Source organism: Roseiterribacter gracilis, assembly GCA_018332375.1.
GTDB classification, from domain to species: Bacteria; Pseudomonadota; Alphaproteobacteria; order BOG-932; family Roseiterribacteraceae; genus Roseiterribacter; species Roseiterribacter gracilis.
Genome location: BOPV01000001.1, coordinates 674,866 through 701,024 on the forward strand (window position 1 = coordinate 674,866; position 26,159 = coordinate 701,024).

Here is a 26,159-nt window from a genome sequence, read left to right on the forward strand (position 1 = left end):
GGTGCGGCTTCCATGAGTCCACCGCTTCATAGTTTCACGCCGCGCGAAGTCCGCACTGTCGTCTTCGGCGCCGTGCTGGGCATGTTTCTCGCCAGCCTCGACGCCACCATCGTCGCGACTGCGTTGCCGCAGATCGGCCGCGAGACCAATGCGCTGGATCATGTTGGCTGGATCGTCACCGCGTATCTGATTACCTCGACCGCAGCGTCGCCGATCTATGGGCGCCTGTCGGATCTCTATGGCCGTCGCACGATGCTGCAGACGGCGATCCTGATTTTCGTCGCGGCGTCGATCCTGTGTGCGCTCGCCGACAGTTTCGTGACCTTGGCGCTTGCGCGTGCGCTGCAGGGCGTCGGTGGTGGCGGCTTGATCGCAATGGCGCATGCAACCATCGCCGACGTGGTGGCGCCGCGCGATCGCGGTCGCTACCAGGGCATCATCAGCGGTGCGTTCGCGGCGTCGAACGTGCTGGGGCCGATCCTGGGCGGGGTGCTGACCCAGCGTGCGGGCTGGCCGTGGATCTTCTGGATCAATCTTCCGCTGGGCCTGATCTGCGTCGTCGTTGCGCGCGCTGCGTTGAAGCGTCTGCATACGCCGCGCGTCGAACGCCGCGTCGATTGGTTGGGTGCGTTGCTCCTGATCCTGGCGACGACGGCAACGTTGCTGGTTGCGTCGACGGGTGGTCGCGACTTCGCCTGGCGCTCGTTCGAGATGGGCTTGCTTGCGCTGTTCGCAGTCGCCTTGTGGGGCGCGTTCGTGCAGCGCCAGCGCGTTGCTGCCGACCCGATCCTGCCGCCGCGCATGTTCAAGATCGCGCCCTACCGCGTGACGATCGCCAGCACCGCACTCGCCACCATGTCGCTGACCGGGCTGACCGTGTTGCTGCCGCTCTATCTGCAGTTGGCGCGCGGGCTGGATCCGGAAGCGGCAGGCTTCTCGTTGATTCCGGCGACGCTTGGATCGGTGTCGGGCTCGCTGGTCGCGGGTTGGTGGATCAGCCGCACCGGCCGCTACAAATTCTTCCCGATGCTGGGCTTCGCGCTGGGCGCGGTCGGTGCGGCCCTGTTGGCGTGGCGTGCGCCCGACCTGACCCAGGCGAGCCTGCTGCCGATTCTCGGCGCGCTGGGGCTGGGGATCGGCTTCACCTTCCCGACGACGATGGTGATCGTGCAGAACGCGGTCGAACGGCGCGACCTGGGAAGCGCCACGGCGTCGGTCTCGTTCTTTCGTTCGTTGGGCGGCGCCACGGGCGTCGCACTGCTCTACGCGGTGTTCTCGGTGGCGTTCGGCACCGGCGCCGATGGGGAGAGCGGGCTGGTGCTGCTCGACCGTGCCGCCAGCAGCGGTGCCGCATTGGCGGTTGCGACTCGCGCCGACGCGCTCGATGGATTTCGCGCCGCTTTTGCCTGCGCCGGCTTGATCGCCGTGATCGGCTTCGTCCTGGCGCTGTTTCTCGAGGAAATGCCGCTCAAGCGCGGCGATGCGCCGCTGCCTTCTGTGGAATGAGGACCTGACGAGCGCTGGCCCTTAATTGACCTCGGCGGCCGACGCCCCTAGGTTCCGCGCCACCCCGAAACGTCGATCCCGTAGCTCAGCTGGTAGAGCACGTGACTTTTAATCATGGGGTCGTGGGTTCGAGTCCCACCGGGATCACCAACCTGCGCTGCGCAGCAGAGCAGGTTGACCCTCCGAAGCTTTAGCGTAGGAGGGCTGCAACACGCATCGCAGCTTCGGTTGGCAGGCCATCGGCTTGCATATCGTCGGTCAGGCAGCGCCTTCGACCGCGAGGCGCGCCAGCGCAGCCGAGGCCAGGCGTGCTTCGGGCGGATCGGCGCGTGACGTGAGCATGATCGGCACCGCGGCGCCGAGTACGATCCCCGCTGCGGTCGCACCCGCGAATTGCACCATCGCTTTGAACAGCATGTTGCCCGCTTCAATCGTGGGTACCACAAGGACGTCTGCTTGCCCTGCGACGCGCCCTCCGATGCCTTTGATCTGCGCCGCTTCGAGCGAGACCGCATTGTCCAATGCGAGCGGTCCTGCAATTTCGGCGCGATCGTCAAGCGTGCGGCAGAGTTCATTCGCAAGGTCGGCGGCACGTTTCGAGGACGGAACGGAGTCGCTTGAAACCTCGGTCGCGGACAGGATCGCGACTTTGGGCATCTGCGCGCCGAGCATGCGCGCAAGTTCGACTGCATTGAGCGCGATGTCGCGCAGCGTGTCGTAGTCGGGTGCGACGTTGATCGCAGCGTCGCTGATCAGGAACGGACGCGGCAGCGCGCCCATCGACAGATGAAACACGTGCGTCAAGCGCCGGTCGCGGCGCAAACCGTAGGCGCGGTTCAACACCGCACGCAGCAGCGTGTCCGTGTGGACGTGGCCTTTCATCAAAGCGTGCACCGATCGGTCGCTCGCCAGTCGCGCGGCTGCTTCAGCGGCGGCGACTTCGGTGTCAGCGGCAACGATTCGGAACGGCGCGATGTCCCAATCCAGCGCGCGTGCCGCGGCTTGAATCCGCTGCGGATCGCCGATCAGGATCGGTTCGATCAAACCACGTTCGGTTGCGCCTTTGGCGCCCGCCAAGGCCAGCGTCGTATCGGCGCCGACCACCGCGGTGGGCATCGGCGTTGCCCGGGGCCCTGCGAGCGTCATGTCGGCGGCGCTGAGCATACCGGTCACAGGTTGATGCAGAAGTAGACGAGCGCCAGGCTGCTTACGCCCAGCATCAGTAGCGACAGCACGACCGTGATGCTGACGCGCGTGCCCGACTGCACGACAGATCTTGCATCGACGCCGAGCCCGAGCGCCGCCATCGAGAGCACGGTGAGCGCAGTGCCAAGTTCCGCCAGCGCTTCTGCGGTCGGACGAGGCAGAACCTCGATCCAGCGCAGCACGAACAGCGCAAGAAAGCCGACGATGAACCAGGGCACGACTTGCGAAATCCGCGGCAGCGTCTGCTGCAATGCATCGCGCGCAGCCCGGCGCCGCGCGATGAATGACAGCGCGATGATCACCGGCCCCAGCATCAGCACGCGCACCAGCTTCACCAGCGTTCCGATCTGCACCGCCAGCGGACTGACCGGCGCCGTCGCGGCGAGAACCTGCGGCACTGCATAGACGGTAAGACCGGCGAGCGCGCCGTACTGAAGCCCGGTCAAACCGAACAGCGGGATCAGCAGCGGCAAACACAGCACGACGACCACGCCCAGCACGGCGGTGAAAGCGATCGACGATGCGATGTCCTTGCCATTGGCGCCAATCACCGGCGCAACAGCCGCAATGGCGGAGTTGCCGCAGATCGCGTTGCCGCATGCAACGAGAACGGCCATGCGCCAAGGCAGCGCAAAACCGCGGCCGATGTAATAGCTACCGGTGGTCGTCAACACGACGATCGCGAGGATGCCGATCAGAAGTGCAGGCCCGGCCGCAACGATTGCGGTGACGCTCAGCGATGCACCCAGCAACACCACTGCGACTTCGAGCACGGTCTTGGCTGCAAACCGAATCCCGGGCGCGACGCGCGGGCCGGGCACGTACAGGCTGCGCACGAGCGCACCGATCAGGATCGCCAGCACGAGACGCTCAATCCAGGCGCGTCCGAACAACTGTACTTCGAGCATCTCGAGCGCAGCAGCCGCCAGCACAATCAGCGCGCACATCACCAGACCGGGCACGAGACGCTGTGCATGCGCAGCAAAAGACGTGACGCCGCTCATCGCGTGCGATCTGCAGCGTCGTCCATTCGGTCGGTCTGAAACGGCGTTTGAAGATCCACGAGGCGGGAAACTCTGCGGCTGCGCGTCCGCACATTCTGGGGAGCGGTTCCAGGGCGGTCCAATTCAAATGGAAAATCGACTTCATCAACTAAGCGAATGAAGCGTGCCGCAGCGACCGTCGGCGCGAAATCCGTCTCAAAATTTGAGACGTGCCTGCTCCGCAGCTCTTGTCTTCGCAGGCGCGACGGACGCATGGCATCGAGGTGCCAAATCGCTTCCGCCAAGGGGCGAAACAAAGTTGTCAGAGGAAACGTCGATGAAGATGACGACCGAAGAAGCCTTCGTGAAAGTGCTGCAGATGCACGGGATCGAGCACGCGTTCGGCATTATTGGCTCGGCCTTCATGCCGATCTCGGATCTGTTTCCAAAAGCCGGCATCACCTTCTGGGACGTGGCGCACGAAACCAACGGCGGCCTGATGTGCGACGGCTACACGCGCACCACCGGGAAAGTCGCGATGGCGATCGCGCAGAACGGTCCGGGCATCACCGGCTTTGTCACTGCGATCAAGACAGCCTACTGGAATCACACGCCGATGCTGTTGGTGACGCCGCAGGCGGCCAACAAGACGATCGGGCAGGGCGGCTTTCAGGAAGTGGAGCAGATGGCGCTGTTCCGCGATATGGTCGCCTACCAAGAAGAAGTGCGCGATGCGTCGCGCGTCGCCGAAGTACTGAACCGCGTCATCAGCAAGGCAAAGCGCCTGTCGGCACCATGCCAGATCAACATTCCGCGCGATTTCTGGACGCAGGTCATCGATGTCGACCTGCCTGCGATGGTTGAGTTCGAACGTCCTGCAGGCGGCGCCCACGCGATTGCCGAAGCGGCGCGGCTTTTGTCGGACGCGAAGTTCCCGGTGATCCTGTCCGGTGCCGGCGTGGTGATCGGCAATGCAGTCGCCGACTGCGTCGCGCTTGCCGAGAAGCTCGATGCGCCGGTCTGCAACAACTACCAGCACAATGACAGTTTCCCGGGCTCGCATCGGCTGGCGGTTGGACCGCTGGGCTACAACGGATCGCGCGCGGCGATGGAACTGATCGCCAAAGCCGACGTCGTGCTGGCGCTTGGCACGCGTCTCAATCCGTTTTCGACCTTACCCGGCTACGGCATCGATTACTGGCCCAAGCAGGCCAAGATCATCCAGGTCGATATCAATGCCGACCGGATCGGCCTGACCAAGAAAGTATCGGTCGGCATCGTCGGCGACGCCTCGTCCGTCGCGCGCGCCTTGCTGGCGCAGCTTGCGCCGAGCGCGGGGAATGCGGGGCGCAGCGAACGTACAGCGCTGATCCACCAGACCAAGTCGGCCTGGCTGCAGACTCTGTCGAGCATGGATCACGAAGACGACGATCCCGGCACGAGCTGGAACAAGGATGCACGCCAGCGCGACAGCGACCGGCTTTCGCCGCGCCAGGCGTGGCGTGCAATCCAAGCCGGCTTGCCGCGCGACGCGATCATTTCAAGCGACATCGGCAACAATTGCGCCATCGGCAACGCCTATCCGTCGTTCGACCAGCCGCGCAAGTATCTCGCGCCCGGCCTGTTCGGCCCATGCGGCTATGGGTTTCCGTCGATCGTCGGTGCCAAGATCGGCAATCCGAACACGCCGTGCGTCGGCTTTGCCGGTGACGGCGCGTTCGGCATTTCGATGAACGAGATGAGTTCGATCAACCGTGCCGAATGGCCCGGCATTACGATGGTGATTTTCCGCAACTATCAGTGGGGCGCGGAAAAGCGGAACTCGATCCTTTGGTACGACAATAATTTCGTCGGTACCGAACTCGACCCCGATCTCAGCTATGCGCGGATCGCCGAGGCATGCGGTTTCAAGGGCGTGATTGCGCGCACGCAGCGCGGTTTGACCGAGGCGCTGCAAAAAGCCTGCGCCGACCAACAGCAGCGTATCACTACCTTCATCGAAGTGATCCTGAACCAGGAGCTGGGCGAGCCATTCCGCCGCGACGCAATGAAAAAGCCCGTCGTGGTCGCAGGAATTTCACGCGACGACATGCGCCCGCAGGCGGGCGCATTCGCGGCCGGTTGAGCCTTCAATGCTAGTCGGCGCTTTGCGCGGGCGGCGACACCGACGCCAATTCGCGGGCGATGAACTGCGCCAGATGTTCGGCTGCGTCCGAGACGCCGCCCGGCCGACGATGCATGACGAGCTGCACCGGCGGCAGCGGCGGCAGTTCTTCGCGACGGCCGAGCCGTCGCACCGACCGGTCGACCGCGCAGTTGGGGAAGATCGACACTGCGAGTCCCGACGCAACCGCGGCGTTCAGTCCCGCAATACTGTCGCAGACCGAACGGATCGACCAGCTACGTCCAGCCGCGCTGAGCGCATCGAGCGCGTACTGACGATACACGCTGCCTTCGGGCAGAAGCGCCAGCGGCAGCGGGTTTTGCGTTTCAGGTTCGGCATTGCGGCCGGCCACCCAGATCAACGGTTCTTCGCGAATGACTTCGCCGCGCTCGAATTCGGGCTGGTTGGTCATCACCGCAATATCCAGTTCGCCGCGCTGCAGCGCCTTGCTCAAGTGAACGCTGCGCGTGCAACGCAAATCGACCTCGACCTCAGGATGGCTGATCGAAAAATTGCGCAACACGTCCGGTAGCAAATAAGCGGCGTAGAGATCCGGCGTACCCAGCTTGACCGGGTGCGCGATCTGCCCGCGCGTCAGGCTGGTATAGGCGTCGTTGTTGAGGCGCACGATGGCGCGCGCGAATTCGAGCAGGATTTGCCCTTCGCTGGTCAGCACCAGGCGACGTCGATGCGATTCAAACAAAGGGCGCTGCAGCCGCTCTTCGAGACGTTTGATCTGATGCGTGATCGCAGGCTGGCTGCGCCCAACCAACTTGCCGGCTGCGGTGATGCTGCCGGTTTCGACGATCGCGATGAACGTACGCATCAGCGAGATGTCCAAGTCGGGCAAAGTCATGAATCAACTGCTGTCATAATCGCCGCGAATGTTTGCATTGAGAGAATAGATTTCACGCTGTGCGCTGACAACTTTACCGTGCGGGCAGGCCATCGCACAGGCGGCCTCGGTGAGCGCAAAGGTGGGTCAACCACCCGCGACCGTGACTTCGTGAACCGGGAGGAATCGAATGGTGATCCGCAACGTCGCCAGTCGTTCGGTCTTGCTCATCATCTGTCTGCTTTACTTCATTCTCTATATCGACCGCGTAAACATCTCGACCGCGGCGCCGCTGATCCAAAAAGATCTCGGCTTGAGTGCAGTGCAACTTGGCTTGGTGTTCTCCGCGTTCGCCTATCCGTACGCGCTGTTCCAACTGGCCGGCGGGTGGTTGGGCGATCGCCTTGGGCCGCGGCTCGGCCTCACCATTTGCGCGGTTCTCGTTGCAATCGCCACTGTCTGTACCGGCGTCGTGGGCGGCCTCGCGACACTGTTCGCAGCGCGTCTGGTTCTCGGCATCGGCGAGGGACCTGCATTCTCCACTGCAACTCGCGCGCTTGCCAATTGGATGAGTCCGACACAGCGCGGTTTCGCGCAGGGCATCACGCATTCGGCCGCGCGTCTCGGTAATGCGGTGACGCCGCCTTTGATCGCAGCGATCTCGGTGGCGCTGTCCTGGCGTGACTCGTTCTACATTCTGGGCGGCATCAGCCTGCTGTGGGCGATCGTCTGGTATTTCTATTTCCGCGACGACCCGCGCACCCATCGTGGCGTGACGCCGGACGAGTTGAAGGATCTTCCGCCCGCAACGGTGGCGGCGACGCGCAAGCGGATTCCGTGGGGACCGTTGCTGCGCCGGATCCTGCCGGTGACGCTCACGGACTTTTGCTATGGTTGGATTCTCTGGCTGTATCTCAACTGGCTGCCGTCGTTCTTCACGCACGAATACCATCTCGACATCAAGAAGTCGGCCGTGTTCGCCGCCGGCGTCTTCTTTGCCGGCGTGATCGGCGACACGGTCGGCGGCATCGCCAGCGACATGATCCTCAAACGCACCGGCGACGTCGGGAAAGCGCGGGTGTCGGTGATTGTCGTCGGCTTCCTCGGCTCGTTCGCCTGCATGCTGCCGATTGCGTTTGGTGGCGGTGATCTCGCCGTCGTCGCGCCGTGTCTCGCAGCCGCGTTCTTCTTCAGCGAGCTGATCGTCGGTCCGATCTGGGCGGTGCCGATGGACATCGCACCCGAATATTCCGGTGCCGCGAGCGGCTTCATGAATTTCGGCTTTGGCATGGCGGGGATCATCTCGCCGGTCGTGTTCGGTGCGCTGATCGACATGTCGGGCAGATGGGATTTGCCGTTCATCCTGTCGCTCGTCTTCCTGCCGCTCGGCGCGGTGCTCGCCTGCACGATGAAACCCGGCAAGCGCTTCATCGCACCCGACGTGGGAACGCAATCGGACGGCGGCTATGCGGTCGGCAAAGCGGCGCTTCTTTCAGGAAAGCATTCATGAACCACATACGCGCGCGTACCGACGCGCCGCCCGCCGCGCACGAGGTCGTGCAGCCTCTGCTACAGCGGGCGCGCGCCGCGCAGGCGCTGTTCGCCGACGCCGACCAGATCCGCACCGACGAAGCGGTGCGGGCCGTCGCATGGTCGCTCTACAATCCGGCGCACGCGCGCGAACTGGCCGAGCTTGCGGTGGCCGATACCGGGCTCGGCAACGTGCCGGACAAGATCATCAAGAATCAGCGCAAGACGTTCGGTACGTTGCGCGACCTGTTGCGCGTCAAAACGGTGGGTGAGATTGCGCGCGACGACCGGCGCGGCCTGGTCAAGTTCGCCAAGCCGATCGGCGTCGTGGGAATCGTCACGCCATCGACCAATCCGGCCGCGACGCCGGTCAACAAAACGATGATGGCCTTGAAAGGGCGCAACGCCGTGATCGTTGCGCCGTCGCCGCAAGGCTACAACACGACGGCACGAACGGTCGATGTGATGCGCGCCGAGCTGCGCAAGATCGGTCTTCCCGAAGACCTGGTGCAGATCCTGCCCGCACCGGTCAGCAAGGAAACCACGCAAGCGCTGATGGAAGCGGCCGATCTGCTGGTCGTGACCGGGTCGCAGGACAATGTCCGGCGCGCCTATTCCAGCGGTACGCCCGCAATCGGCGTCGGCGCGGGCAACGTCCCGGTGATCATCGACGAGACCGCCGATCTCGCGGCCGCTGCGCGCAAGATCTGCGCATCGAAGATCTTCGACAACGCGACGTCCTGTTCGTCCGAGAATGCGGTCGTGATTGTCGACAGCGTGTTCGACGCGGCGATCGCCGAACTGCAAAAGGCGGGTGGGTATCTCGCCAATGACGACGACAAGACCCGGATCGTCAACGAGCTGTGGAAAGACGGCAAGCTCAACCGGCATCTGATCGCACGCGACATGACGGTGCTGGCCGACGGCCTCGGCCTGCCGGGCGCCAAGGACTCGAAATTCATTCTGGTCCAGGAGGAGGGCGTCGGCCCGGCTTACAAACTGTCCGGCGAGAAGCTGTCACTGGTTCTGGCGGTCTATCGCGTGCCTGATTTTCCAGCGGCCGAGCAGAAGGTGCGCGCGATCCTCGATTATCAAGGGCGCGGCCATTCGCTGGGCCTGCATACGACCGACCTGCAGCGCGCCTACGATCTGGCAGAACGATTTCCGGTCGTGCGCGTACTGGTCAATTTCGCACATACGTTCGGCAATGGCGGCGGCTTCGACAGCGGACTCGAATTCACGCTGACGATGGGCTGCGGTTCCTGGCAGAAGAACAGCATCTCCGAGAATTTGAACTACCGGCATTTCATCAACATCACGCACCTCGTCGTGCCGATCGCGGAGGACAAACCCAGCGAAGAGGAATTGTTCGGGCCGCATTGGGATCGGTACGGAAAGGACTGACATGGATTTTGAAGAATACGCGGCGAAGGAAAACGTGCTGGCGCCGGTCGGAATTCCGATCCCGCGGGGACGGGTCTGTACGACGCCGCAAGAAGCAGCCGCCATCGTCCAGGAATGCGGTCCGTCGGTTCTGAAAGCGCAGGTGCCGGTCGGCAAGCGCGGCAAAGCCGGCGGCATCAAGCTTGCCAACGACGCTGCTGCCGCAGCGATCGCGGCGCAGCAGATCCTGGCGCTCGAAATCGGCGGCTACAATGTCGAGCGGTTGCTGGTCGAGCGGCGTGCACCGATCGCGCGCGAGCTGTATGCGGCGGTGCTGACTGATTTCGCGGCGCGCCGGCCCTTGGTCTTGTTCTCGACCGAAGGCGGCATGGATATCGAAGAAATCGCGGCCGAGCGTCCCGACGCGATCCGCCGCGCGCTAGTCGATCCGCGCGCCGGTTTTGACGTTGCGCAGGCGAACGCACTGCTCGACGGGCTCGATCTCGGCGCGGCAGCGCAGCAGGTCGCCGACATTCTGGTCCGTCTCTATCGCGCCTATCGCGAATGTGAGGCCGAGCTGGTCGAGATCAATCCACTTGCGGTGCTGACGGACGGCAGCGTGGTGGCGCTCGATTGCAAATTCACGCTCGACGATTCCGCTGCAGCGCGCCAAGCGGTGCTGGCGGCTGCCGCGGCGCAGCCGAAGATGACTGCATTGGAGCGGCGCGGCGCAGAGCATGGGCTGAAATTCATTCAGCTCGACGGCAATGTCGGGCTGCTTGCCAATGGGGCGGGGCTGACGATGACGACGATGGACGTCATCGATCATTTCGGCGGACGCCCAGCCAACTTTCTCGAGATTGGCGGTGAGGCCTATACCAAAGCCGAAGTCGCGCTGGATCTGGTTCTGTCGAATCCCGGCGTCAAAAGCCTGGTGGTGAATTTCTGCGGCGCCTTCGCGCGAACCGATGTGATGGCCGACGGCGTCGTACGCGCCTGGGAGTCGTTGAAGCCGACTCTCCCCGCGTTCTTTTCGATCCACGGCACCGGTGCTGCAGAAGCGGTCGCTCTGGTGCGCGAACGCCTCGGCATCGAATGCTACGACCTGATGGAAGATGCGGTGAAAGCAGCAGTTGAGGCCGCGACATGATCTATCGCGCGGGACAGACGGTGCTCGTCCAGGGCATCACTGGAAAGCAGGGCACGTTCTGGGCCGAGAAAATGATCGCGGCCGGCACGAAGCTGGCCGGCGGCGTCAATCCCAAACGCGCCGGCGAGACGCATCTTGGACTGCCCGTGTTCGGTTCGGCGGTCGACGCGGTGCGCCAGGTACACTGTGACATTGCGGTCATCTTCATTCCGCCGGGCATGGCGCGCGACGCCGTGTTCGATGCGATCGAGGCCGGCATCGGCACGATCGTGGTTTTGACCGAGCATATTCCGGCGCGCGACGTGATCGACATTCACGCACGTCTGCGTGACTCGACGAGCCGGATGATCGGGCCCAACACCGCCGGCATCGTCACGCCGGGCGAGGGCTTCATCGGCATCATGCCGGGCGACAACCCGAACGTCTTTAAGCCCGGTCACGTCGGCGTGATCTCGCGCAGCGGCAGCCTGGGCACGCTGATCTGCCTCAACCTCACACGGGCGGGGTTGGGTCAATCGGCGTTCATCGGGATCGGCGGCGATCCGATGATCGGCACCACGACGCGCGACGCGCTCGAAGCGCTCGATCGTGACGAGCGTACGCGGGCGGTTGCGCTGATTGGGGAAATCGGCGGTGCGATGGAAGAACAGGCGGCCGAGTATGCGCGGCGCATGCGCAAGCCGATCGTTTCCTTCATCGCCGGCCGCTCGTCACCGCCAGGAAAAAAGATGGGCCATGCGGGCGCGATCGTGACCGAGGGTGGCGGCAGCTACGAGTCGAAGCGGCGGGCGCTTGAGTCGGTCGGCGTGCGCGTGGTCGATACGCCCAACGAACTCGCCACCTATCTCGCGAACCTGCCTGCTGAACAGGCTGCGTAGGCAGTCGATTGAACCGGCGTCGGTTCAGGCGCGCATCGTGCGCACCAGGTCGCGCGCGGCGGCCTGCAACAACGGCCGCAATTCGAGCGCGTCTTTGAGCGACAACTGATCGCTGCGCGCGTGCAGCGCCACCGCACCGAGGACGCGACCGCGCGGCCCGATCACGGGCACGGCCAGCGCAATCAGGCCCGGCATGAACTCCTCGTCGTCGAGCGCATACCCGCATGCCGCGACGTTGCTCAACATCGTTCTGAGATGTGCACGATCGGTCACGGTGCGTTCGGTCAGGCGCTGGATGTCCATGGTTTCGATCAAGCGGCTGCGCCGCGCATCGTCGATCGTTGCAAGCAGCAGCTTGCCGCTGGCGGTGCAATAGGTCGGAACCAGCGAGCCTGGCCGCAACTGCAGCGCCAATGGCCAGCTCGTCTCGACCCGGTCGAGATACAGCACGTCCTGGCCGGACAATGTCGTGAAGTTGCACGTCGCGCCGACGCGCTCGGACAGTCGTTCCAGAATGGAGTGGCGGCTGGCGCGGCGCGAACTGTGCTGCTGCGCGTGGCTCGCCACCATTTCCGCCTGCGCGCCGATGGTGAAGTGCCGCCCATCGGGTTCCCGGGCGAGCCAGCCTTCGCGTTCCAGCCGCACGCAAAGCCGGTGCACTGTCCCGCGCGGCAGTGACAGGTCGCTCGCGATCTCGGCCACGGTCACCGGATGGGCCGAAACGGTGATGAAGCGAAGCAGGTCGAGAATGCGGAACACGGGCGCGCGCCGTGAGTCCGCCTCCTGGTTCGCATCGTCGAGCTGATCGTCGTCACGCTGCATGGCAGCATTTTTCCCTTGTCTCAGCAGGTGAGATGCATCGTTCCACCGCTGATTGACCCTCGTCAATTGCGGCATCAACGCTGACCAGACAAAGCTGTCGGGAGATTTGTGTTGGTCGTCGCGGAAGAGGTCGACTTTATCGTCGTCGGCGCTGGTTCGTCTGGCTGCGTGCTGGCAAATCGCCTGACCGAAGACGACGCGACGCAAGTCATGTTGCTCGAAGCGGGCCCGCGCGACCGCAGCTTCTGGATTCATCTTCCGATCGGCTACGGCCGGACGATGTGGAACGCGCGGTTGAACTGGAAGTTCTACACCGAGCCCGAGCCGCACATGGAGGGGCGGCGTATTTATTGGCCGCGCGGACGCACGCTGGGCGGATCCAGTTCGATCAACGGACTCATCGTCATTCGCGGCCAGCCGGAGGATTACGATCAATGGGCGGCGCTTGGGAACCCAGGTTGGGGCTGGCACGACGTCCTGCCGTATTTCCGCAAGCTGGAAACCAATACGCGTTTCGCCGACGACCAGTTGCACGGTGCACACGGCCCGCTGCACGTGAGCTCGATTCAAGATCGCGACGAGCTGGTCGAAGCGGTGATCGGCAGTGCGGTGGCAGCGGGCGTGCCGCGCAATGAGGATTTCAACGGACCGCGCCAGGAAGGTGTCGGTTATTACCAGCTAACGACGCGCAACGGTTGGCGCGTGAGCAGTGCGGCGGCGTATCTGCGCGAGGCGCGACGGCGATCCAACCTGGAGATCCGCACCGACGCGCACGCGTTGCGCATATTGCAAGCCGACGGGCGTGCGCACGGCGTGGAATATATGCGCGACGGTGTGGTGCGTCGCGTCCATGCGCGGCGCGGCGTCATCCTGTCGGCAGGCGCCATTCAGTCGCCGCAGTTGCTGATGCTGTCTGGCATCGGGCCCGGCGCGGATCTGCGCAAACACGGGATTCCGGTGTGCGTCGACCGGTCGGGCGTCGGTCGCGGTCTGCAGGACCACCTGCAGGTACGAATGATCTATCGCTGCAACCGGCCGATTACGACCAACGACCGGCTGCGCAGCTTCGGCGGCCGCGCACGCATGGCGTTGCAGTGGCTGTTGCACCGGTCCGGCCCGTTCGCGATCGGCATCAACCAATGCGGTCTGTTCACGCGCGCGCTGCCTGAATCGAAAACGCCCGACATTCAGTTTCATGTCGGCACGCTCAGCGCCGACATGGCGGGCGGGAAGGTGCACGATTTTTCCGGCTTTACGATGTCGGTGTGCCAGTTGCGACCGGAAAGCCGCGGGACGATCGAGCTAGCCTCTGCCGACGCGCGCACGCCGCCGCGCATTCGCGCCAACTATCTCGACGCCGAGCTCGATCGACGCTGCATCGTTGCAGGCATCAAGTTCGCGCGACGCTTGGCGATGCAGAAGCCGCTGTCCGATTATATTGCGGAAGAGATCCAGCCGCGTCGTGAAGTCGAGATCGACGACGATGCCGCAACGCTCGACTTCGCGCGCCAGAGCGGCGTCACGATTTTTCATCCGACTGGAACCTGCCGCATGGGCATCGACGACGACGCAGTCGTCGATCCGCGGCTGCGTGTGCGCGGCGTCGATGGGCTCTGGGTCGTCGACTGTTCGGTGATGCCAACGATCGTCTCGGGCAACACCAACGTGCCCGCGATCATGATTGCAGAAAAAGCGTCCGCAATGATTCAACAGGATGCCCAATAAGACTGGGAGGATGAAATGAGCAACCTACCAAAGCAGGACGTTCGGCGGGTTCTGATTGCCAGCGTCGTCGGCGCAACCATCGAATGGTACGACTTCTTTCTGTACGGCGTCGTCGCCGGCATCGTTCTGAACAAACTGTATTTCCCCAACAGCGATCCGTTGGTTTCGACACTCCTCGCGTACGCCACTTTCGCGGTCGGCTTTATCGCGCGGCCGCTCGGCGGCGTGGTGTTCGGGCATTTCGGCGACCGGATCGGACGCAAGTCGATGCTGGTGATGACGCTGCTGATCATGGGCGTCGCGACCTTGTTGATCGGTCTGCTGCCGACCTACGAACAGATCGGCATTGCGGCGCCGATCCTGCTGCTCATTCTGCGCGTCGCGCAGGGCATCGGGCTCGGCGGCGAATGGGGTGGGGCGGTGTTGATGGCGTATGAATATGCGCCGCCGGATCGTCGCGGCTTTTACGCCAGCCTGCCGCAGATCGGTCTCGCGATCGGCCTGTGTTTAAGCTCGGGCGTCGTCGCGTTGATGTCGTTCCTGCCCGAGGCCGATTTCCTCGCCTGGGGTTGGCGCGTCGCATTCGGCGCGAGTTTCCTGCTGGTGCTGGTCGGCCTGTATGTTCGGTTGCGCATCACCGAGACGCCAGAATTCGCTGCCGTGCAGGCGCACGGCACGCAAGCGAAGATTCCGTTTGTCGACATGCTGCGCCGCTATCCCAAAGCGATCCTGCTGGGCATGGGGGCGCGCTATATCGACGGCGTGTTCTTCAATGTCTTCGCGGTGTTCAGCATCTCGTACCTGGTGAACACGGTGAAGATCACGCGATCCGAAGCGCTGCTGGCAGTCTGCGTGTCGGCCTTTGTGATGGTGTTCTTCATTCCGATCTTCGGACGCCTGTCGGATAGTTGGGGCCGTCCGAAAACCTACGCCATCGGCTCGTTGCTGTTGGCGCTGGTTGCGGTTCCGGCCTACTGGCTGATGAGCACGGGTGTGCCCATAGCGATCTGGATCGCACTGATCGTTTCGTTCGGAATTCTGTACGCGATGTGCTACGGGCCGGAAGCGGCGCTGTTTGCAGATCTGTTCGACGCGCGCGTTCGCTACACCGGCATTTCGTTCGTCTATCAATTCTCCGGCATCTTCGCGAGCGGCATCACGCCCATCATCGCAACCTGGTTGGTTGCCGAAAATGGGGGCAAGCCATGGCTGCTGGCCGGCTATACGGCGTTCGCGGCGTTGGTCAGCATGGTTTCTGCGATTGCAATCGGCCGGATGCGCAACGTCGCTGCGGTCGAGCCGAGGTCGATACGCGAAGTGCAGACCATGGCGTGACCTGTCCGGCGCGACGTAGCGATGCGCGTGCAACGCTAGGTCGCGGCCGAGCCGGAGTTGACGGGAGCAGGGGATTCATCCCCACTGCGCCCGTATCGACCGAACTCGGGTCATCTCGCTGAGGAGAAGCAGCATGTCGAAGGTTGTGTACCGCGTCGTGCAGCACGACGGCGGATGGGCCTATCAACTCGACGGCGTCTTCTCCGAGACGTTTCCGTCGCACGACGCTGCCCGCCATGCGGCGAAGGTCGCGGCACGCGAACAGCGCATTCCGGGTGACGGCGCCGTGATCTCGTTCGAAGACGCGAACGGCAAATGGCACGAAGAATCGGTCAGCGGATCGGATCGTCCCGAAACCGAAGTCCGGGGCTGAACGGACGCGCCAACCAGATCGGCCAGTTATCGTTGTTTGCCGTCTGATCCGAATCCCATCGCGTGCAGACGCGCCACGATCTTGTCCGTCGTCTCGCTGGCGGGAAAGCGCTCCTGGTTTAGCGTTGGGTCGTACATCGCCTTCAGCAGCTCACTGTCGAGCGCCGACATGCGCGCGCCGTCGGCTGATGCAAGCGGCGATGCCGCGGTGACCGTGTTGAGCAGCGACGGCTGAATCACATCGCTCGTGCGCGCGCCGGTCAGACAGCGAAATGACAGGCGTGCAAAGGTCAGCGCCGCCTGTTCGGTAAGGCGCTGCTTCGTCGCTGCCATCACGCAATGTTCCATGCGCGGCTTGGTGATGTCATCGCTCGGCCGGGTCAGAAGAAACGCATACGGCGTCTCGCGCAGCAGCAAGGTGCGGTCGACGCCATCCGTGTTGGGTCGGTTCAAGCTTGCAACGCGCGGCGCCTTGGCCAGCGCTTCAATGTCGTCGCCGGCCAGAAACAGCACGTTCGCGTCCGACCGTCCGCCTGCTGCGTCGTCGGAAGGAACTTCAATGACCTCGATATGCGCGCGCATCGCCAGACCGCGCAGAATGTCGACGAATTGCGCCCGTCCGTCGTCGGACAGGCCCGAGGTCGCGACGCGCATCGTGCCGTGCCATAGATGCAGCGGGCCGCTGCGGCGTCCATTGCGCAATGTCGGTGAAAACGCATAGCGCAGATGCCGGCAGAGAAAGTCGGTCGGCTCGCACACCTCCATTGCGCTGCGCGCGTAGGCCGGCAGGTCGACGCCTTGCGCCTGTACCGGCTGCATCACGAGAAAGGTGAGTCCGGCGACAGTAAGGCCTGTCGTGAACCGGCGCATGCCGCGTAGCAGTTTCTGCATCCGGCGTCTTCTCCTGTAGCGGATCTTTTCGGTTCAAGTCGGGTTTGCCGCTTCGGTTCCCTTTCCGGAGATGCCCGATGCTGCGTATTTCGACCGGATCCGCGATTGCTGCCTGCGTTGGCCTGTGCTTGTCCGCTTGCAACGCGCCTGGATCGCCGCCGGTTTCGCAGACGGCAGTTTCGCAAACTGTGGTTCCGGGGATCATCGCTGGCGAAGCCGATCCGGCGACCGAGGCGAGCGGCGCGCTCAATCTTGGCAGTATGTATGCGACCGGGCGCGGCGTTGCGAAGGATGAAGCGCAAGCCGAGCGCTTGTTCCAACAGGCGGCGGAGCGCTACCGGACCGCTGCTGCACAAGGCAATGCGTTTGCAATGGCGCAACTCGGGCAACTGTATTTGCGTGGTCGCGGCGTTCCCAAATCGGAGAGCGATGCGGTGTCCTGGTGGCGCAAGGCAGCCGACCTCAAAAATCCGCTGGGCGAAAACGCGCTCGGCTGGGCCCTTTACGAAGGTCGTGGCGTCGCGCGCGATGAAGCTGCGGGCGTGGCGATGTGGAAGCGCGCGGCGGCCCAGAATCTGAACGTCGCCGAAGCCAATCTCGGCGGTGCCTATATGCAAGGTCGCGGCGTACCGCGCGACGAGGCGCAGGCGAAACGGCAATATGAATTGGCGTTGTCGCACGGCTATGTCGGGGCGAATTTCCAACTCGGCTGTATGTATCGCGACGGCAAAGGGGTTCCGGCCGACGATGCGAAGGCGGTCGAGTATTTCAACGCCGGCGCGCTGCGCGGTGATGCGCGGTCGCAAAACGCGCTCGGCTACATGTATCAAAGCGGCCGCGGCGTGCCCCAAGACCTCGAAAAAGCGGCAGCCTATTTTCGGCTGGCGGCGCAGCCGCGCTGACGAAGCCTACTTGGCCGTGAGGCCTTGATAGATCGCGTCGACGAAACGCTCGCCATTGCCTTCCAGCTTGTAGGCGGCGGTCAGCTTCGCCTCGCGAACCTGCTCGATCGTTTTTCCCTTGCCGATCATCGCCTGCACCTTGGTCGCGACGTCGTTCAGCATGTTGCGATAGGCCTGCAGCCCGGCTTTGTCGGTGATGTCGCCGTGCGCGGGCACGACCTTGGTTTTGTCATCCGCCATCGCCAAGCCGACATCGACCGATTGGATCAGGCCTTTGATATCGCCGCCGCTGTCGCGGTCGATGAACGGAAACAGGCCGTTGAAAAACACGTCGCCCATATGCAGCACGTTGGCCTGTTCCAGCCGCACCAGCGTGTCGCCGTCGGTATGGGCGCGCGGCGTGTGGCGTAGCTGGATGGTCTCGATGCCGACATGCAATTCCAGCGAGGTGTCGTAGACGACGGTCGGCAGGGCCGTCGCGGGCGCTGTCGGAATGCGCCGGTTGTAGGCGCTCATGAATTGCTCGGTGCTTTTGCGCGCCCGTACATTGCGATGCGCGATGATCGTCGCGCCCGCGGTCGCAAACGCTTCGTTGCCGCCGCTATGGTCGAGATGCCAATGCGTATTGATGACGTAGCGAACGACGCCGTTGGGCTGGACCTGTTTGACCGCGGCTTTGATCTCTTCGACGTCGGTTTCGCGCTCGTCGTCGATCAGCAAGGCGCCGTCACGTCCCGGTACGATCACGACATTGCCGCTCTTGCCGATCAGCACATAGGCGTCGCCAGCCAACTTCTCTGCCTGCGCGGCAGCGAGTTGCGGCATTGCCAACACAGGCAGGGTGAGGGCGAGGGACAGCGCGATTGGTTTGAACATTGGGCCTCCGGCAGAACGGCGAAGAACGGTCGGACTTTGCGGGGAGTCGGCAGCGACCTGGCAGCGCTTTATTGCGCTGACCGCGCAGAAAATTGCTCCGAGACTTGGATGGTGCGTCCGTCCACCGCTAGGTTCGCGCCGTGACCGACGACTCGAACCATCTTTCACTCAACGGCGTGCGCCTTGGGTATGCGCGCTGGACGCAACCGGGCACGGCGCTGCCGATCCTGTTGCTGCATGAAGGCTTGGGGTCGGTTGCGATGTGGCGCGACTTTCCCGCGCGCCTTGCGCGGGCGTGCGGCCGTACCGTGATTGCCTGGTCGCGCCAAGGATATGGCGACTCCGATTTGCGAGCCGCGCCGCGCGATCCCGATTACATGCACCGCGAGGCTGCGTTGCTGCCGGCACTGTTCGCGTCGCTCGAAATCGAACGCGCCCATCTGTTTGGCCACAGCGACGGCGCAACCATCGCGCTGCTGGCAGCCGCGGACGATCGCGCGCAACAGATTGCGAGTCTCGCGCTGGCAGCACCACATGTCTTCGTCGAACAAGTGACGATCGACGGGATCACCGCGATCCGCGAACGCTACGACGAGCTGGCGCCGAAACTCGGTCGCTATCATCGTGACGCGGCGCACGTCTTTTATGGCTGGAACGATATCTGGCTCGATCCACGCTTTCGCGATTGGAACATTGAAGCGGTTCTGCAGCAGATCACGGTTCCAACCTTGCTGATTCAAGGCGTCGACGATGAATACGCGACGATGGCGCAACTCGACCGGATCGAGCGGGGCGTGCGCGGGCCGGTCCAGCGGCTCGAACTTGCCGCGTGCGGACATTCACCACATCGCGAGCAAACCGCGCAGGTTCTGACCGCGCTGCGTGACCATTTGGCTGCATTGCCCTAACGCCAGCCGGCCTTTCTCAGCTTACGTAAACGTCGCGGCGCCTGCTGCGCGGATCTGTCATGCGCCTAACCAAACAGTAGTGTCTGGACTGGGCGCCGCGACGCGCGCTATACGCCGGCCCCCATGCAGTACTGTCTGGAACCGAATCGCCGCCGTTGCTGCCATGGCGGGGAATAACTGGCGTGCAGCGCAGCCTGGCGGCGCCTATGCCGGCCAGGCACAAGCCGACGCGCAAAGTGCGATCGACCGGCTTGAAGCGCTGATCCGCAAGGCGCCCGACGGAATCATCACCGCCGACGCCGGCGGCCGTATTCTCAGTTGGAGCTTGGGCGCCGAGCGCATGTTCGGCTGGACCGCCGAAGAAGCGATCGGCTCGCCGCTATCGATGCTGGTGCCGTCGCGCCTGCGCGCCGCCCATGACAATGGTCTGCGCCGGGCAACAGACAGCGGCGATCTGCGGGCCGGCCACGCAACGCATGCCCTGATCGCTACAACGCGTGACGGCGCGGAAATTCCGATCCGCCTGACTTTGACCCGGTGGCGCGATGCCGACGGGCTGACGTTCGGTGCGGTCGTGCATGATTGCCGTCCGCGAGCCCGCGCCGAAGCCGAGTTCGCGACACTGGTCGATCGGCTGTGCGAGGCGATGGAATCGGGCACGGTGACACCGCGCAGCAAGACGCTGTTTCTCGCCCATGCGAGCCACGAGCTGCGTACGCCGCTAAATGCGATCCTGGGCTTCTCGCAACTGATGGCGCTCGAAGCGCATGGCGCGCTCAACGAGCAGTATCGGGACTATGTCCGCCACATCATGGAGAGCAGCCGCAACCTGACGTCGATCATCGACGGCATGTTGGAACTGGTGCGCCGTGCCAGCGATCCGTCACCGCCGCCTTCGGGCAATCTGTTGCCCGTGCGCGCCTTGATGCAATCGGCTGCGGCGATGGTGAATTCGATTACCTTGAACGAGAAGATCGGCTTTGCGGTCAGCGTGCCGGACGATTTCGACGAGGCGTTGCCGATCTCGCATCGCGCCGAAGGTGCGTTGATGCATCTTCTGTCGGCGATGGTTGCCGGTGCGCCCAGCGGCAGCCAGTTCGAGCTGCGCGTCGTCGCCAACATGCGCAGCAACGTGTTGCTCGAACTGGAAGGGCCGCTGCCCGACGAAGCAGCGCTGACCGATCAAGCACAGGCGCCGAACGGTACCTGCTCACGCGGTGCGGTTGCGGTCGGCGCTTTTTTGGCGAAACAGATTTTGGCGGAAGAGGGGATGCGCGTGCGCGGCCCCTATCGCCACCCCGATACGTCGATCCTGTTCGTCGGCCTGCCGGCAGCGCCGTAATCAGCGCCGCTGCGGTGCCGGTGACGTGCCGCCCGGCGGCGTCCAGTTGCCTGCACCGCCCGGCTGCGCGCCGCCTTGCGGCCCACCTTGCTGGGCGCCTTGCAAGCCGGCGGCTGCTTCGGCGGCGTCGGCTTCGCTGTCGATCTGCTGCAGGCGGGTTGCGTTGGCTTTGATGAAGGCCGCGTTCTCGCGGGCGATCGGCGTCAGCGTGTTGGTCGGGCCTTTCTGCTCGATCATCTGCAACGCCATCGCGGCTTCTGCGGTCGCGAAGCCGATTTTGACATACTGATCGGGCGGGCAGCCATTGGCGACCATCATCGCGGTCGATGCGGGCGCCTGCTTCTTCATGAAGTTGACGATCTGATCAACCGTGTCGCCTTCGGGCTGTTCGGTTCGTTCCTGCTCGGCACGGATCGCGGCATCGGTGCGCGCGCGCTGCAGCAACGTCATCATCGCCTTATGACAGGTTTCGATCGGCTGCATTGTCAGTTTGTAACCGATGCTGGGCGGCATCTGTTGCTGCTGGGGCGCGCCTTGTTGCGGCGGCATCTGCGCCATGGCAGGCGCGGCGAACAGCAAACACACGAGAGCGGCGTACTTCACGGGAACTCCATCGGTTCTGAACACGAACGTGCATGCCGCGCTTCGAGTTGCGGCACAACTATGTCGGTGAATTGCCACGTTCGGCGCCGTCCGCCACGAAGACGCCCCAACCAACGGGCCAAACGAAACGGGGCTGCCTCGTTGCCGAGACAGCCCCGTCGCTCAAGCCGGGTTCAAGCGCTCCATTCGTGAACCCAGCCGAACCAACTGCGCCAATTCAAGCGCCGTCGGTGACGCAAGCGCGGATCGCCCGCAATGTGTGGCCGCATGCTCATTCCGCTGCTTCCGCGTGCACGAGGTCCGAGTTCGCGGGCTCGTCGAAATCATGCACCTCACCATGCTGAGTCAGCTTGGCGTTGCCGGTCATCCGGCGCAGCAGCACGTAGAAGACGGGCGTCAGGAACAGACCGAAGGCGGTGACGCCGATCATGCCCGAGAAGACTGCGATACCCATCGCCTGGCGCATCTCGGCACCGGCGCCGACCGACGTCACCAGCGGCAGCACGCCCATGATGAACGCAAGCGACGTCATCAAGATCGGGCGCAGTCGCAACTTGGCAGCTTCGATTGCGGCCTTCACCGGCGTTCGTCCCGCGAATTCCAGTTCGCGTGCGAATTCGACGATCAAGATCGCGTTCTTCGCCGACAACCCGACCAGCACGATCAAGCCGATCTGCGTGAAGATGTTGTTGTCGCCGTGCGTCAGGTACACGCCCGTCATGCCGGCGAGCAGCCCCATCGGCACGATCATGATGATCGCAAGCGGCAAGGTCAGGCTTTCGTACTGGGCCGCCAGCACCAGGAACACCAGCAACATGGCAAGCGGGAACACCCACACGCCCGAATTGCCGACCAGGATTTTCTGGTAAGTCAGATCGGTCCAGTCGAGACGCACGCCTTTCGGCAACGTCTCGGCAGCGATCCGTTCGACCGCGGCCTGTGCCTGACCCGACGAGTAACCCGGCGCCGGGCCACCGTTCACGTCGGCTGCGAGAAAGCCGTTATAGCGCATCGCGCGTTCCGGGCCCGCGCTCTGCTTGACGCGCAGCAGCGCGGCCAACGGCACCATCTCGCCGCTCTGCGACTTCACCTTCAACTGGCCGATATCGTCGGCATGGGCGCGATACTGCGCGTCCGCCTGCACGCGCACCGAATAGGTGCGGCCGAATTTGTTGAAGTCGTTGACGTAGAGCGAGCCCAGATAGATCTGCAGCGTGTCGAACACTTCGGTGATCGGAACGCCCAACTGACGCGCTTTCTGCCGGTCGATATCGGCATAAAGCTGCGGCACGTTGATCTGGAACGACGAGAACAGGCCTGCCAATTCGGGCGCGGTCTGCGCCTTAGCAAGAAACGCTTTCGTCGCCGCGTCCAGCGCTTCGTAACCGAGGCCGGTACGGTCTTCGATTTCGAATTTGAAACCGCCGATCGTGCCCAGACCCTGCACGGGCGGGGGCGGGAACATCGCAATCAGCGCTTCCTGGATCTGGCTATACTGTTTGTTCAGCGACATCGCGATCGCGACGTCGGACAGGTCCTTGGTCTTGCGCTGGTCGAACGATTTCAAGCCCATAAATACAATTCCCGAATTCGACGAATTCGTGAAACCGTTGATCGACAGGCCGGGGAACGCGATCGCATTGTCGACGCCGGGCGTCTTCAACGCGATCTCGCTCATCTTGCGGATCACTTCCTCGGTGCGATCCAAGGTGGCGCCGTCGGGCAACTGCGCAAAGCCGACCAGATACTGCTTGTCCTGTGCCGGTACGAAGCCGCCCGGTACCGCCTGGAACAGGCCGACACCGGCTGCGATCAGCAGCGCGTACAGACCCATCATCACGGCCTTGCGACCCAGCGCGCGCTGCACGCCGCTGCCATAGGCGTCCGACCCGCGCTTGAACGCGGTGTTGAAGCGACGGAACAGCCAGCCGAGATAGCGGTCCATCACGCGCGTCAGACGGTCTTTCGGCGCGTCGTGGCTTTTCAGCAGCAACGCTGCCAACGCCGGCGACAGAGTCAGCGAGTTCACCGCCGAGATCACGGTCGAGATCGCAATCGTCAGCGCGAACTGTTTGTAGAACTGGCCGGTCAGGCCGCTGATGAAGGCAAGCGGCACGAACACGGCGATCAGCACCAGCGCGATCGCGATGATCGGGCCCGACACTTCGCGCATCGCGCGATACGTCGCTTCGCGCGGCGTACGCCCGGCTTCGATGTTGCGTTCGACGTTTTCGACCACGACGATCGCGTCGTCGACCACGATGCCGATCGCCAGCACCAGGCCGAACAGCGACAGCGCGTTAATCGAGAAACCGAAGAGATGCATGATCGCGAAGGTACCGATGATCGATACCGGCACGGCCAGCAGCGGAATGATCGAGGCACGCCAGGTCTGCAGGAAGATGATCACCACCAGCACGACCAACAACACCGCTTCGAGCAGCGTGTGCACCACCGCCTCAATCGACGCTTTCACGAATTGCGTCGTGTCGTAGACGATCTGGTACTCGACGCCTTCCGGCATGTCTTTCTTGATGTCTTCCATCACCGCGCGGGCATTGTCGGCGATCTGAATCGCGTTCGACCCCGGTGCCGCAAAGATCGGCAGCGCGACCGCCTGCTTGTTGTTCAGCAGCGAGCGAAGCGCATAGTCCGAGGCGCCCAGCTCGATCCGCGCCACGTCGCGCAGATAGGTGATGGCGCCGGTCGGCGAGGTATTGACGATGATGTCGCCGAATTCTTCTTCGGTCTGCAGACGGCCTTGCGCGTTGACCGACAATTGCATGTCGACGCCGGGCAGGTTGGGCGAACCGCCCACGATGCCGGCTGCGGCCTGCACGTTCTGCTCGCGGATCGCGTTGGTGACCTGGCTGGCCGCCAGCCCGTGTTCGGCAACCTTCTGCGGATCGAGCCAGATGCGCATCGAGTAATCGCCGGCACCGAAGATCTGTACCTCGCCGACGCCTTCGACGCGGGTCAGCCGGTCTTTGACGTTGAGCAGCGCATAGTTGCGCAGATACGTCATGTCATAGCGGCCGTTGGGCGACAGCAAATGCACAACCAGGGTCAGGTCGCTTGAGCTTTTGACCGTGGTGATGCCCAGCGCGCGAACTTCGGCGGGCAGGCGCGATTCAGCGCGCTGCACCCGGTTCTGCACCAACTGCGTCGCAAGATCGGGATCGGTGCCGAGCTTGAATGTGACGGTCAGGGTCATCAGACCGTCGGTCGTCGCCTGGCTGCTCATGTAGAGCATGTTCTCGACGCCGTTGATCTGTTCTTCGATCGGCGTCGCAACGGTTTCGGCGATGACCTTGGGGTTCGCACCCGGATATTGCGCGCGCACGATCACCTGCGGCGGCACGACTTCGGGATATTCCGAAATCGGCATGCTGCGCAGCGCGATCAGGCCCGACACGAAGATCAGAACCGACAGAACGCCGGCAAAGATCGGTCGGTCGATGAAGAATTTGGACAGATTCATAGCGTTCAGCGTGCGGAGCACACGCCTCCCTGATGGAGAGTCAAATCGGATGCGGGCGAAGCGCCCGCCGGTCAGCCTTTGGTCGGCGTCGCGGCGGGGGCCTCGGCTTTGTCCATGTTCACTGCAGTCGGCGCGACCACCGCGCCCGGACGGACGCGCTGCATGCCGTTGACGACGACGCGTTCACCCGGCTTCAAGCCGTCGCTCACCAGGCGCAGGCCGCCGACATTGGCGCCCAGCGTCACTTCGCGATACGTGGCCTTGTTGTCGTCGCCGACCACCAGAACGAACTTCTTGTTCTGGTCGGTGCCGATGGCGCGTTCGCTGACCAGCAAAGCCGGTTCCGCTTTCGGCTGACCCAGCTTTAACCGCGCAAACTGGCCTGCGATCAGGCGACCGTCCTCGTTGTTGAAGATGGCGCGCACGCGCACCGTGCCGCTGCGCACATTCACCTGGTTGTCGAGCAGCTGCAGCTTGCCTTCGATTTCGCCGGCCTGCGCCGTCTGCATCAACACGGGAATTTGGCTGATGTCGGCGCCCGCCGGCAGCGACTTCAAGGTGCGAAGCACCAGCTGTTCGTCGGCATCGAACGACGCGTAGATCGGGTTCACCGATACGAGCGTGGTCAGCACCGGCGCACCCGGGCCCGCGGCAATCAGATTGCCGGTGGTGATTTCCAGTTTGCCGACTTTGCCCGCAACCGGTGCGCGCACTTGCGTCCAGTCGAGATTGAGCTTGGCGGTCTGCAGCTGCGCCTGGGCCGCACGCACATTCGCTTCGGCTTCGTGATACGCGTTGGCGCGCTGATCGACCGTGCTTTGCGAGATCGCGGTGTTGGGAAGCTGGACTGCACGTTCATGTTCGCGCTTGGTCAGTACGACGCGTGCTTGTGCCGCTGACAGTTGCGCTTCGGCACGCGCGACCTCGGCCTGGTAGGGTGCCGGATCGATCGTGATCAGCAGGTCGCCGGCTTTGACCAGCGAGCCTTCGCGGAAATGCACCTTGTCGACCGTGCCCGAGACGCGTGCGCGAATTTCGACGCGCTCGATCGCTTCGAGACGACCCGAGAATTCTTCGAACGTCGCAACGTCACGCGCTTCGACCGTGGCAACCGACACCGGCGTCGGCGGCGGTGCCGCGGGTTGGGTCGCGGCGTGCGCGTCAAACCCTTCGCGCGGAATGTGCAGATAGACGGCAAGCGCCAGCGCCGAAACGGTGCCGACAGTCCAGAACAGGCGGGATTTGGGAAGCTTCATCGTCGTAACTC

General features: G+C 63.6%; 21 protein-coding genes and 1 tRNA gene. 13 read left to right on the forward strand and 9 right to left on the reverse strand.

Annotation, left to right across the window (positions count from 1 at the left end; genetic code table 11):
• The first annotated feature begins 12 nt into the window (after positions 1–12).
• Positions 13–1,506, forward strand: a complete 1,494-nt coding sequence (locus TMPK1_RS03345) for an MDR family MFS transporter (protein WP_420241431.1) — start codon at positions 13–15, stop codon at positions 1,504–1,506.
• 74 nt (positions 1,507–1,580) lie between these two features.
• Positions 1,581–1,656 (forward strand) — tRNA-Lys (locus TMPK1_RS03350).
• A gap of 108 nt (positions 1,657–1,764) precedes the next feature.
• Here TMPK1_RS03350 and TMPK1_RS03355 read toward each other — a convergent pair.
• Positions 1,765–2,670 (reverse strand): bifunctional enoyl-CoA hydratase/phosphate acetyltransferase, encoded by a 906-nt coding sequence (locus TMPK1_RS03355; RefSeq protein WP_420245608.1) that lies wholly within the window; start codon positions 2,668–2,670, stop codon positions 1,765–1,767.
• A gap of 5 nt (positions 2,671–2,675) precedes the next feature.
• Positions 2,676–3,716 carry a YeiH family protein gene (locus TMPK1_RS03360; RefSeq protein WP_420241433.1) on the reverse strand — a complete coding sequence of 347 codons (1,041 nt, stop codon included), beginning with the start codon at positions 3,714–3,716 and terminating at the stop codon, positions 2,676–2,678.
• A 316-nt stretch (positions 3,717–4,032) separates the two neighbouring features.
• Here TMPK1_RS03360 and xsc point away from each other — a divergent pair, with 316 nt between their 5' ends.
• On the forward strand, positions 4,033–5,820 hold the full coding sequence (gene xsc / locus TMPK1_RS03365) for a sulfoacetaldehyde acetyltransferase (RefSeq protein ID WP_420241435.1): 1,788 nt from the start codon (positions 4,033–4,035) through the stop codon (positions 5,818–5,820).
• A gap of 10 nt (positions 5,821–5,830) precedes the next feature.
• Here xsc and TMPK1_RS03370 read toward each other — a convergent pair whose 3' ends face one another.
• Positions 5,831–6,715 (reverse strand): LysR substrate-binding domain-containing protein, encoded by an 885-nt coding sequence (locus tag TMPK1_RS03370; protein WP_420241437.1) that lies wholly within the window; start codon positions 6,713–6,715, stop codon positions 5,831–5,833.
• 169 nt (positions 6,716–6,884) lie between these two features.
• On the opposite strand from TMPK1_RS03370, the gene TMPK1_RS03375 reads away from it, so the two are divergent.
• From TMPK1_RS03375 to sucD, 4 genes are read left to right on the forward strand one after another with little or no spacing between them, the layout of a single operon-like run.
• Positions 6,885–8,204 (forward strand): MFS transporter, encoded by a 1,320-nt coding sequence (locus tag TMPK1_RS03375; RefSeq protein WP_420241439.1) that lies wholly within the window; start codon positions 6,885–6,887, stop codon positions 8,202–8,204.
• A complete protein-coding gene (gene sauS, locus TMPK1_RS03380; RefSeq protein ID WP_420241441.1) occupies positions 8,201–9,628 on the forward strand; it encodes an acylating sulfoacetaldehyde dehydrogenase in 1,428 nt (475 codons plus the stop codon). Before TMPK1_RS03375 ends, sauS begins: the two co-directional genes overlap by 4 nt.
• 1 nt (position 9,629) lies before the next feature.
• The gene (locus tag TMPK1_RS03385) at positions 9,630–10,757 is read left to right on the forward strand and encodes a succinate--CoA ligase subunit beta (RefSeq protein ID WP_420241443.1); all 1,128 of its coding nucleotides are present in this window, start codon (positions 9,630–9,632) and stop codon (positions 10,755–10,757) included.
• The gene (gene sucD, locus TMPK1_RS03390; protein ID WP_420241445.1) at positions 10,754–11,635 is read left to right on the forward strand and encodes a succinate--CoA ligase subunit alpha; all 882 of its coding nucleotides are present in this window, start codon (positions 10,754–10,756) and stop codon (positions 11,633–11,635) included. The genes TMPK1_RS03385 and sucD overlap by 4 nt, the downstream gene beginning before the upstream one ends.
• A 24-nt stretch (positions 11,636–11,659) precedes the next feature.
• Here sucD and TMPK1_RS03395 read toward each other — a convergent pair whose 3' ends face one another.
• A complete protein-coding gene (locus TMPK1_RS03395) occupies positions 11,660–12,457 on the reverse strand; it encodes an IclR family transcriptional regulator (RefSeq protein WP_420241448.1) in 798 nt (265 codons plus the stop codon).
• A 108-nt stretch (positions 12,458–12,565) separates the two neighbouring features.
• Here TMPK1_RS03395 and TMPK1_RS03400 point away from each other — a divergent pair, with 108 nt between their 5' ends.
• From TMPK1_RS03400 to TMPK1_RS03410, 3 genes are all read left to right on the forward strand, one after another.
• Positions 12,566–14,182 (forward strand): GMC family oxidoreductase, encoded by a 1,617-nt coding sequence (locus TMPK1_RS03400; RefSeq protein ID WP_420241449.1) that lies wholly within the window; start codon positions 12,566–12,568, stop codon positions 14,180–14,182.
• A gap of 15 nt (positions 14,183–14,197) precedes the next feature.
• The gene (locus TMPK1_RS03405) at positions 14,198–15,517 is read left to right on the forward strand and encodes an MFS transporter (protein ID WP_420241451.1); all 1,320 of its coding nucleotides are present in this window, start codon (positions 14,198–14,200) and stop codon (positions 15,515–15,517) included.
• A 133-nt stretch (positions 15,518–15,650) separates the two neighbouring features.
• Positions 15,651–15,890 carry a DUF2188 domain-containing protein gene (locus TMPK1_RS03410; protein ID WP_420241453.1) on the forward strand — a complete coding sequence of 80 codons (240 nt, stop codon included), beginning with the start codon at positions 15,651–15,653 and terminating at the stop codon, positions 15,888–15,890.
• A gap of 26 nt (positions 15,891–15,916) precedes the next feature.
• Here TMPK1_RS03410 and TMPK1_RS03415 read toward each other — a convergent pair whose 3' ends face one another.
• Positions 15,917–16,780, reverse strand: coding sequence for a hypothetical protein (locus TMPK1_RS03415; protein ID WP_420241455.1), 864 nt, complete (start codon positions 16,778–16,780; stop codon positions 15,917–15,919).
• A 188-nt stretch (positions 16,781–16,968) separates the two neighbouring features.
• Here TMPK1_RS03415 and TMPK1_RS03420 point away from each other — a divergent pair, with 188 nt between their 5' ends.
• On the forward strand, positions 16,969–17,682 hold the full coding sequence (locus TMPK1_RS03420) for a tetratricopeptide repeat protein (protein WP_420241458.1): 714 nt from the start codon (positions 16,969–16,971) through the stop codon (positions 17,680–17,682).
• Between the two features lie 6 nt (positions 17,683–17,688).
• On the opposite strand, the gene TMPK1_RS03425 is transcribed toward TMPK1_RS03420, so the two are convergent.
• Positions 17,689–18,558, reverse strand: coding sequence for an MBL fold metallo-hydrolase (locus TMPK1_RS03425; RefSeq protein ID WP_420241459.1), 870 nt, complete (start codon positions 18,556–18,558; stop codon positions 17,689–17,691).
• A gap of 140 nt (positions 18,559–18,698) precedes the next feature.
• Here TMPK1_RS03425 and TMPK1_RS03430 point away from each other — a divergent pair, with 140 nt between their 5' ends.
• Both TMPK1_RS03430 and TMPK1_RS03435 read left to right on the forward strand, forming a co-directional pair.
• Complete coding sequence (locus tag TMPK1_RS03430; RefSeq protein WP_420241460.1) at positions 18,699–19,466, forward strand: alpha/beta fold hydrolase; 768 nt, start codon at positions 18,699–18,701, stop codon at positions 19,464–19,466.
• Between the two features lie 163 nt (positions 19,467–19,629).
• On the forward strand, positions 19,630–20,808 hold the full coding sequence (locus TMPK1_RS03435) for a PAS domain S-box protein (RefSeq protein ID WP_420241461.1): 1,179 nt from the start codon (positions 19,630–19,632) through the stop codon (positions 20,806–20,808).
• Here TMPK1_RS03435 and TMPK1_RS03440 read toward each other — a convergent pair whose 3' ends face one another.
• The 3 genes from TMPK1_RS03440 to TMPK1_RS03450 form a co-directional block, all read right to left on the reverse strand.
• Positions 20,809–21,411, reverse strand: coding sequence for a hypothetical protein (locus TMPK1_RS03440; protein ID WP_420241462.1), 603 nt, complete (start codon positions 21,409–21,411; stop codon positions 20,809–20,811).
• 271 nt (positions 21,412–21,682) lie between these two features.
• Positions 21,683–24,892, reverse strand: a complete 3,210-nt coding sequence (locus TMPK1_RS03445; protein ID WP_420241463.1) for an efflux RND transporter permease subunit — start codon at positions 24,890–24,892, stop codon at positions 21,683–21,685.
• 71 nt (positions 24,893–24,963) lie between these two features.
• Positions 24,964–26,148, reverse strand: a complete 1,185-nt coding sequence (locus TMPK1_RS03450; RefSeq protein ID WP_420241464.1) for an efflux RND transporter periplasmic adaptor subunit — start codon at positions 26,146–26,148, stop codon at positions 24,964–24,966.
• Positions 26,149–26,159 lie beyond the last annotated feature (11 nt).

Bases quoted from the DNA above. Each gene is read 5' to 3' on its own strand.
- TMPK1_RS03345 (WP_420241431.1), top strand. From the start codon at position 13: ATGAGTCCACCGCTTCATAGTTTCACGCCGCGCGAAGTCCGCACTGTC.
- TMPK1_RS03355 (WP_420245608.1), bottom strand. From the start codon at position 2,670: ATGCTCAGCGCCGCCGACATGACGCTCGCAGGGCCCCGGGCAACGCCG.
- TMPK1_RS03360 (WP_420241433.1), bottom strand. From the start codon at position 3,716: ATGAGCGGCGTCACGTCTTTTGCTGCGCATGCACAGCGTCTCGTGCCC.
- xsc (WP_420241435.1), top strand. From the start codon at position 4,033: ATGAAGATGACGACCGAAGAAGCCTTCGTGAAAGTGCTGCAGATGCAC.
- TMPK1_RS03370 (WP_420241437.1), bottom strand. From the start codon at position 6,715: ATGACTTTGCCCGACTTGGACATCTCGCTGATGCGTACGTTCATCGCG.
- TMPK1_RS03375 (WP_420241439.1), top strand. From the start codon at position 6,885: ATGGTGATCCGCAACGTCGCCAGTCGTTCGGTCTTGCTCATCATCTGT.
- sauS (WP_420241441.1), top strand. From the start codon at position 8,201: ATGAACCACATACGCGCGCGTACCGACGCGCCGCCCGCCGCGCACGAG.
- TMPK1_RS03385 (WP_420241443.1), top strand. From the start codon at position 9,630: ATGGATTTTGAAGAATACGCGGCGAAGGAAAACGTGCTGGCGCCGGTC.
- sucD (WP_420241445.1), top strand. From the start codon at position 10,754: ATGATCTATCGCGCGGGACAGACGGTGCTCGTCCAGGGCATCACTGGA.
- TMPK1_RS03395 (WP_420241448.1), bottom strand. From the start codon at position 12,457: ATGCAGCGTGACGACGATCAGCTCGACGATGCGAACCAGGAGGCGGAC.
- TMPK1_RS03405 (WP_420241451.1), top strand. From the start codon at position 14,198: ATGAGCAACCTACCAAAGCAGGACGTTCGGCGGGTTCTGATTGCCAGC.
- TMPK1_RS03410 (WP_420241453.1), top strand. From the start codon at position 15,651: ATGTCGAAGGTTGTGTACCGCGTCGTGCAGCACGACGGCGGATGGGCC.
- TMPK1_RS03415 (WP_420241455.1), bottom strand. From the start codon at position 16,780: ATGCAGAAACTGCTACGCGGCATGCGCCGGTTCACGACAGGCCTTACT.
- TMPK1_RS03425 (WP_420241459.1), bottom strand. From the start codon at position 18,558: ATGTTCAAACCAATCGCGCTGTCCCTCGCCCTCACCCTGCCTGTGTTG.
- TMPK1_RS03435 (WP_420241461.1), top strand. From the start codon at position 19,630: ATGGCGGGGAATAACTGGCGTGCAGCGCAGCCTGGCGGCGCCTATGCC.
- TMPK1_RS03445 (WP_420241463.1), bottom strand. From the start codon at position 24,892: ATGAATCTGTCCAAATTCTTCATCGACCGACCGATCTTTGCCGGCGTT.
- TMPK1_RS03450 (WP_420241464.1), bottom strand. From the start codon at position 26,148: ATGAAGCTTCCCAAATCCCGCCTGTTCTGGACTGTCGGCACCGTTTCG.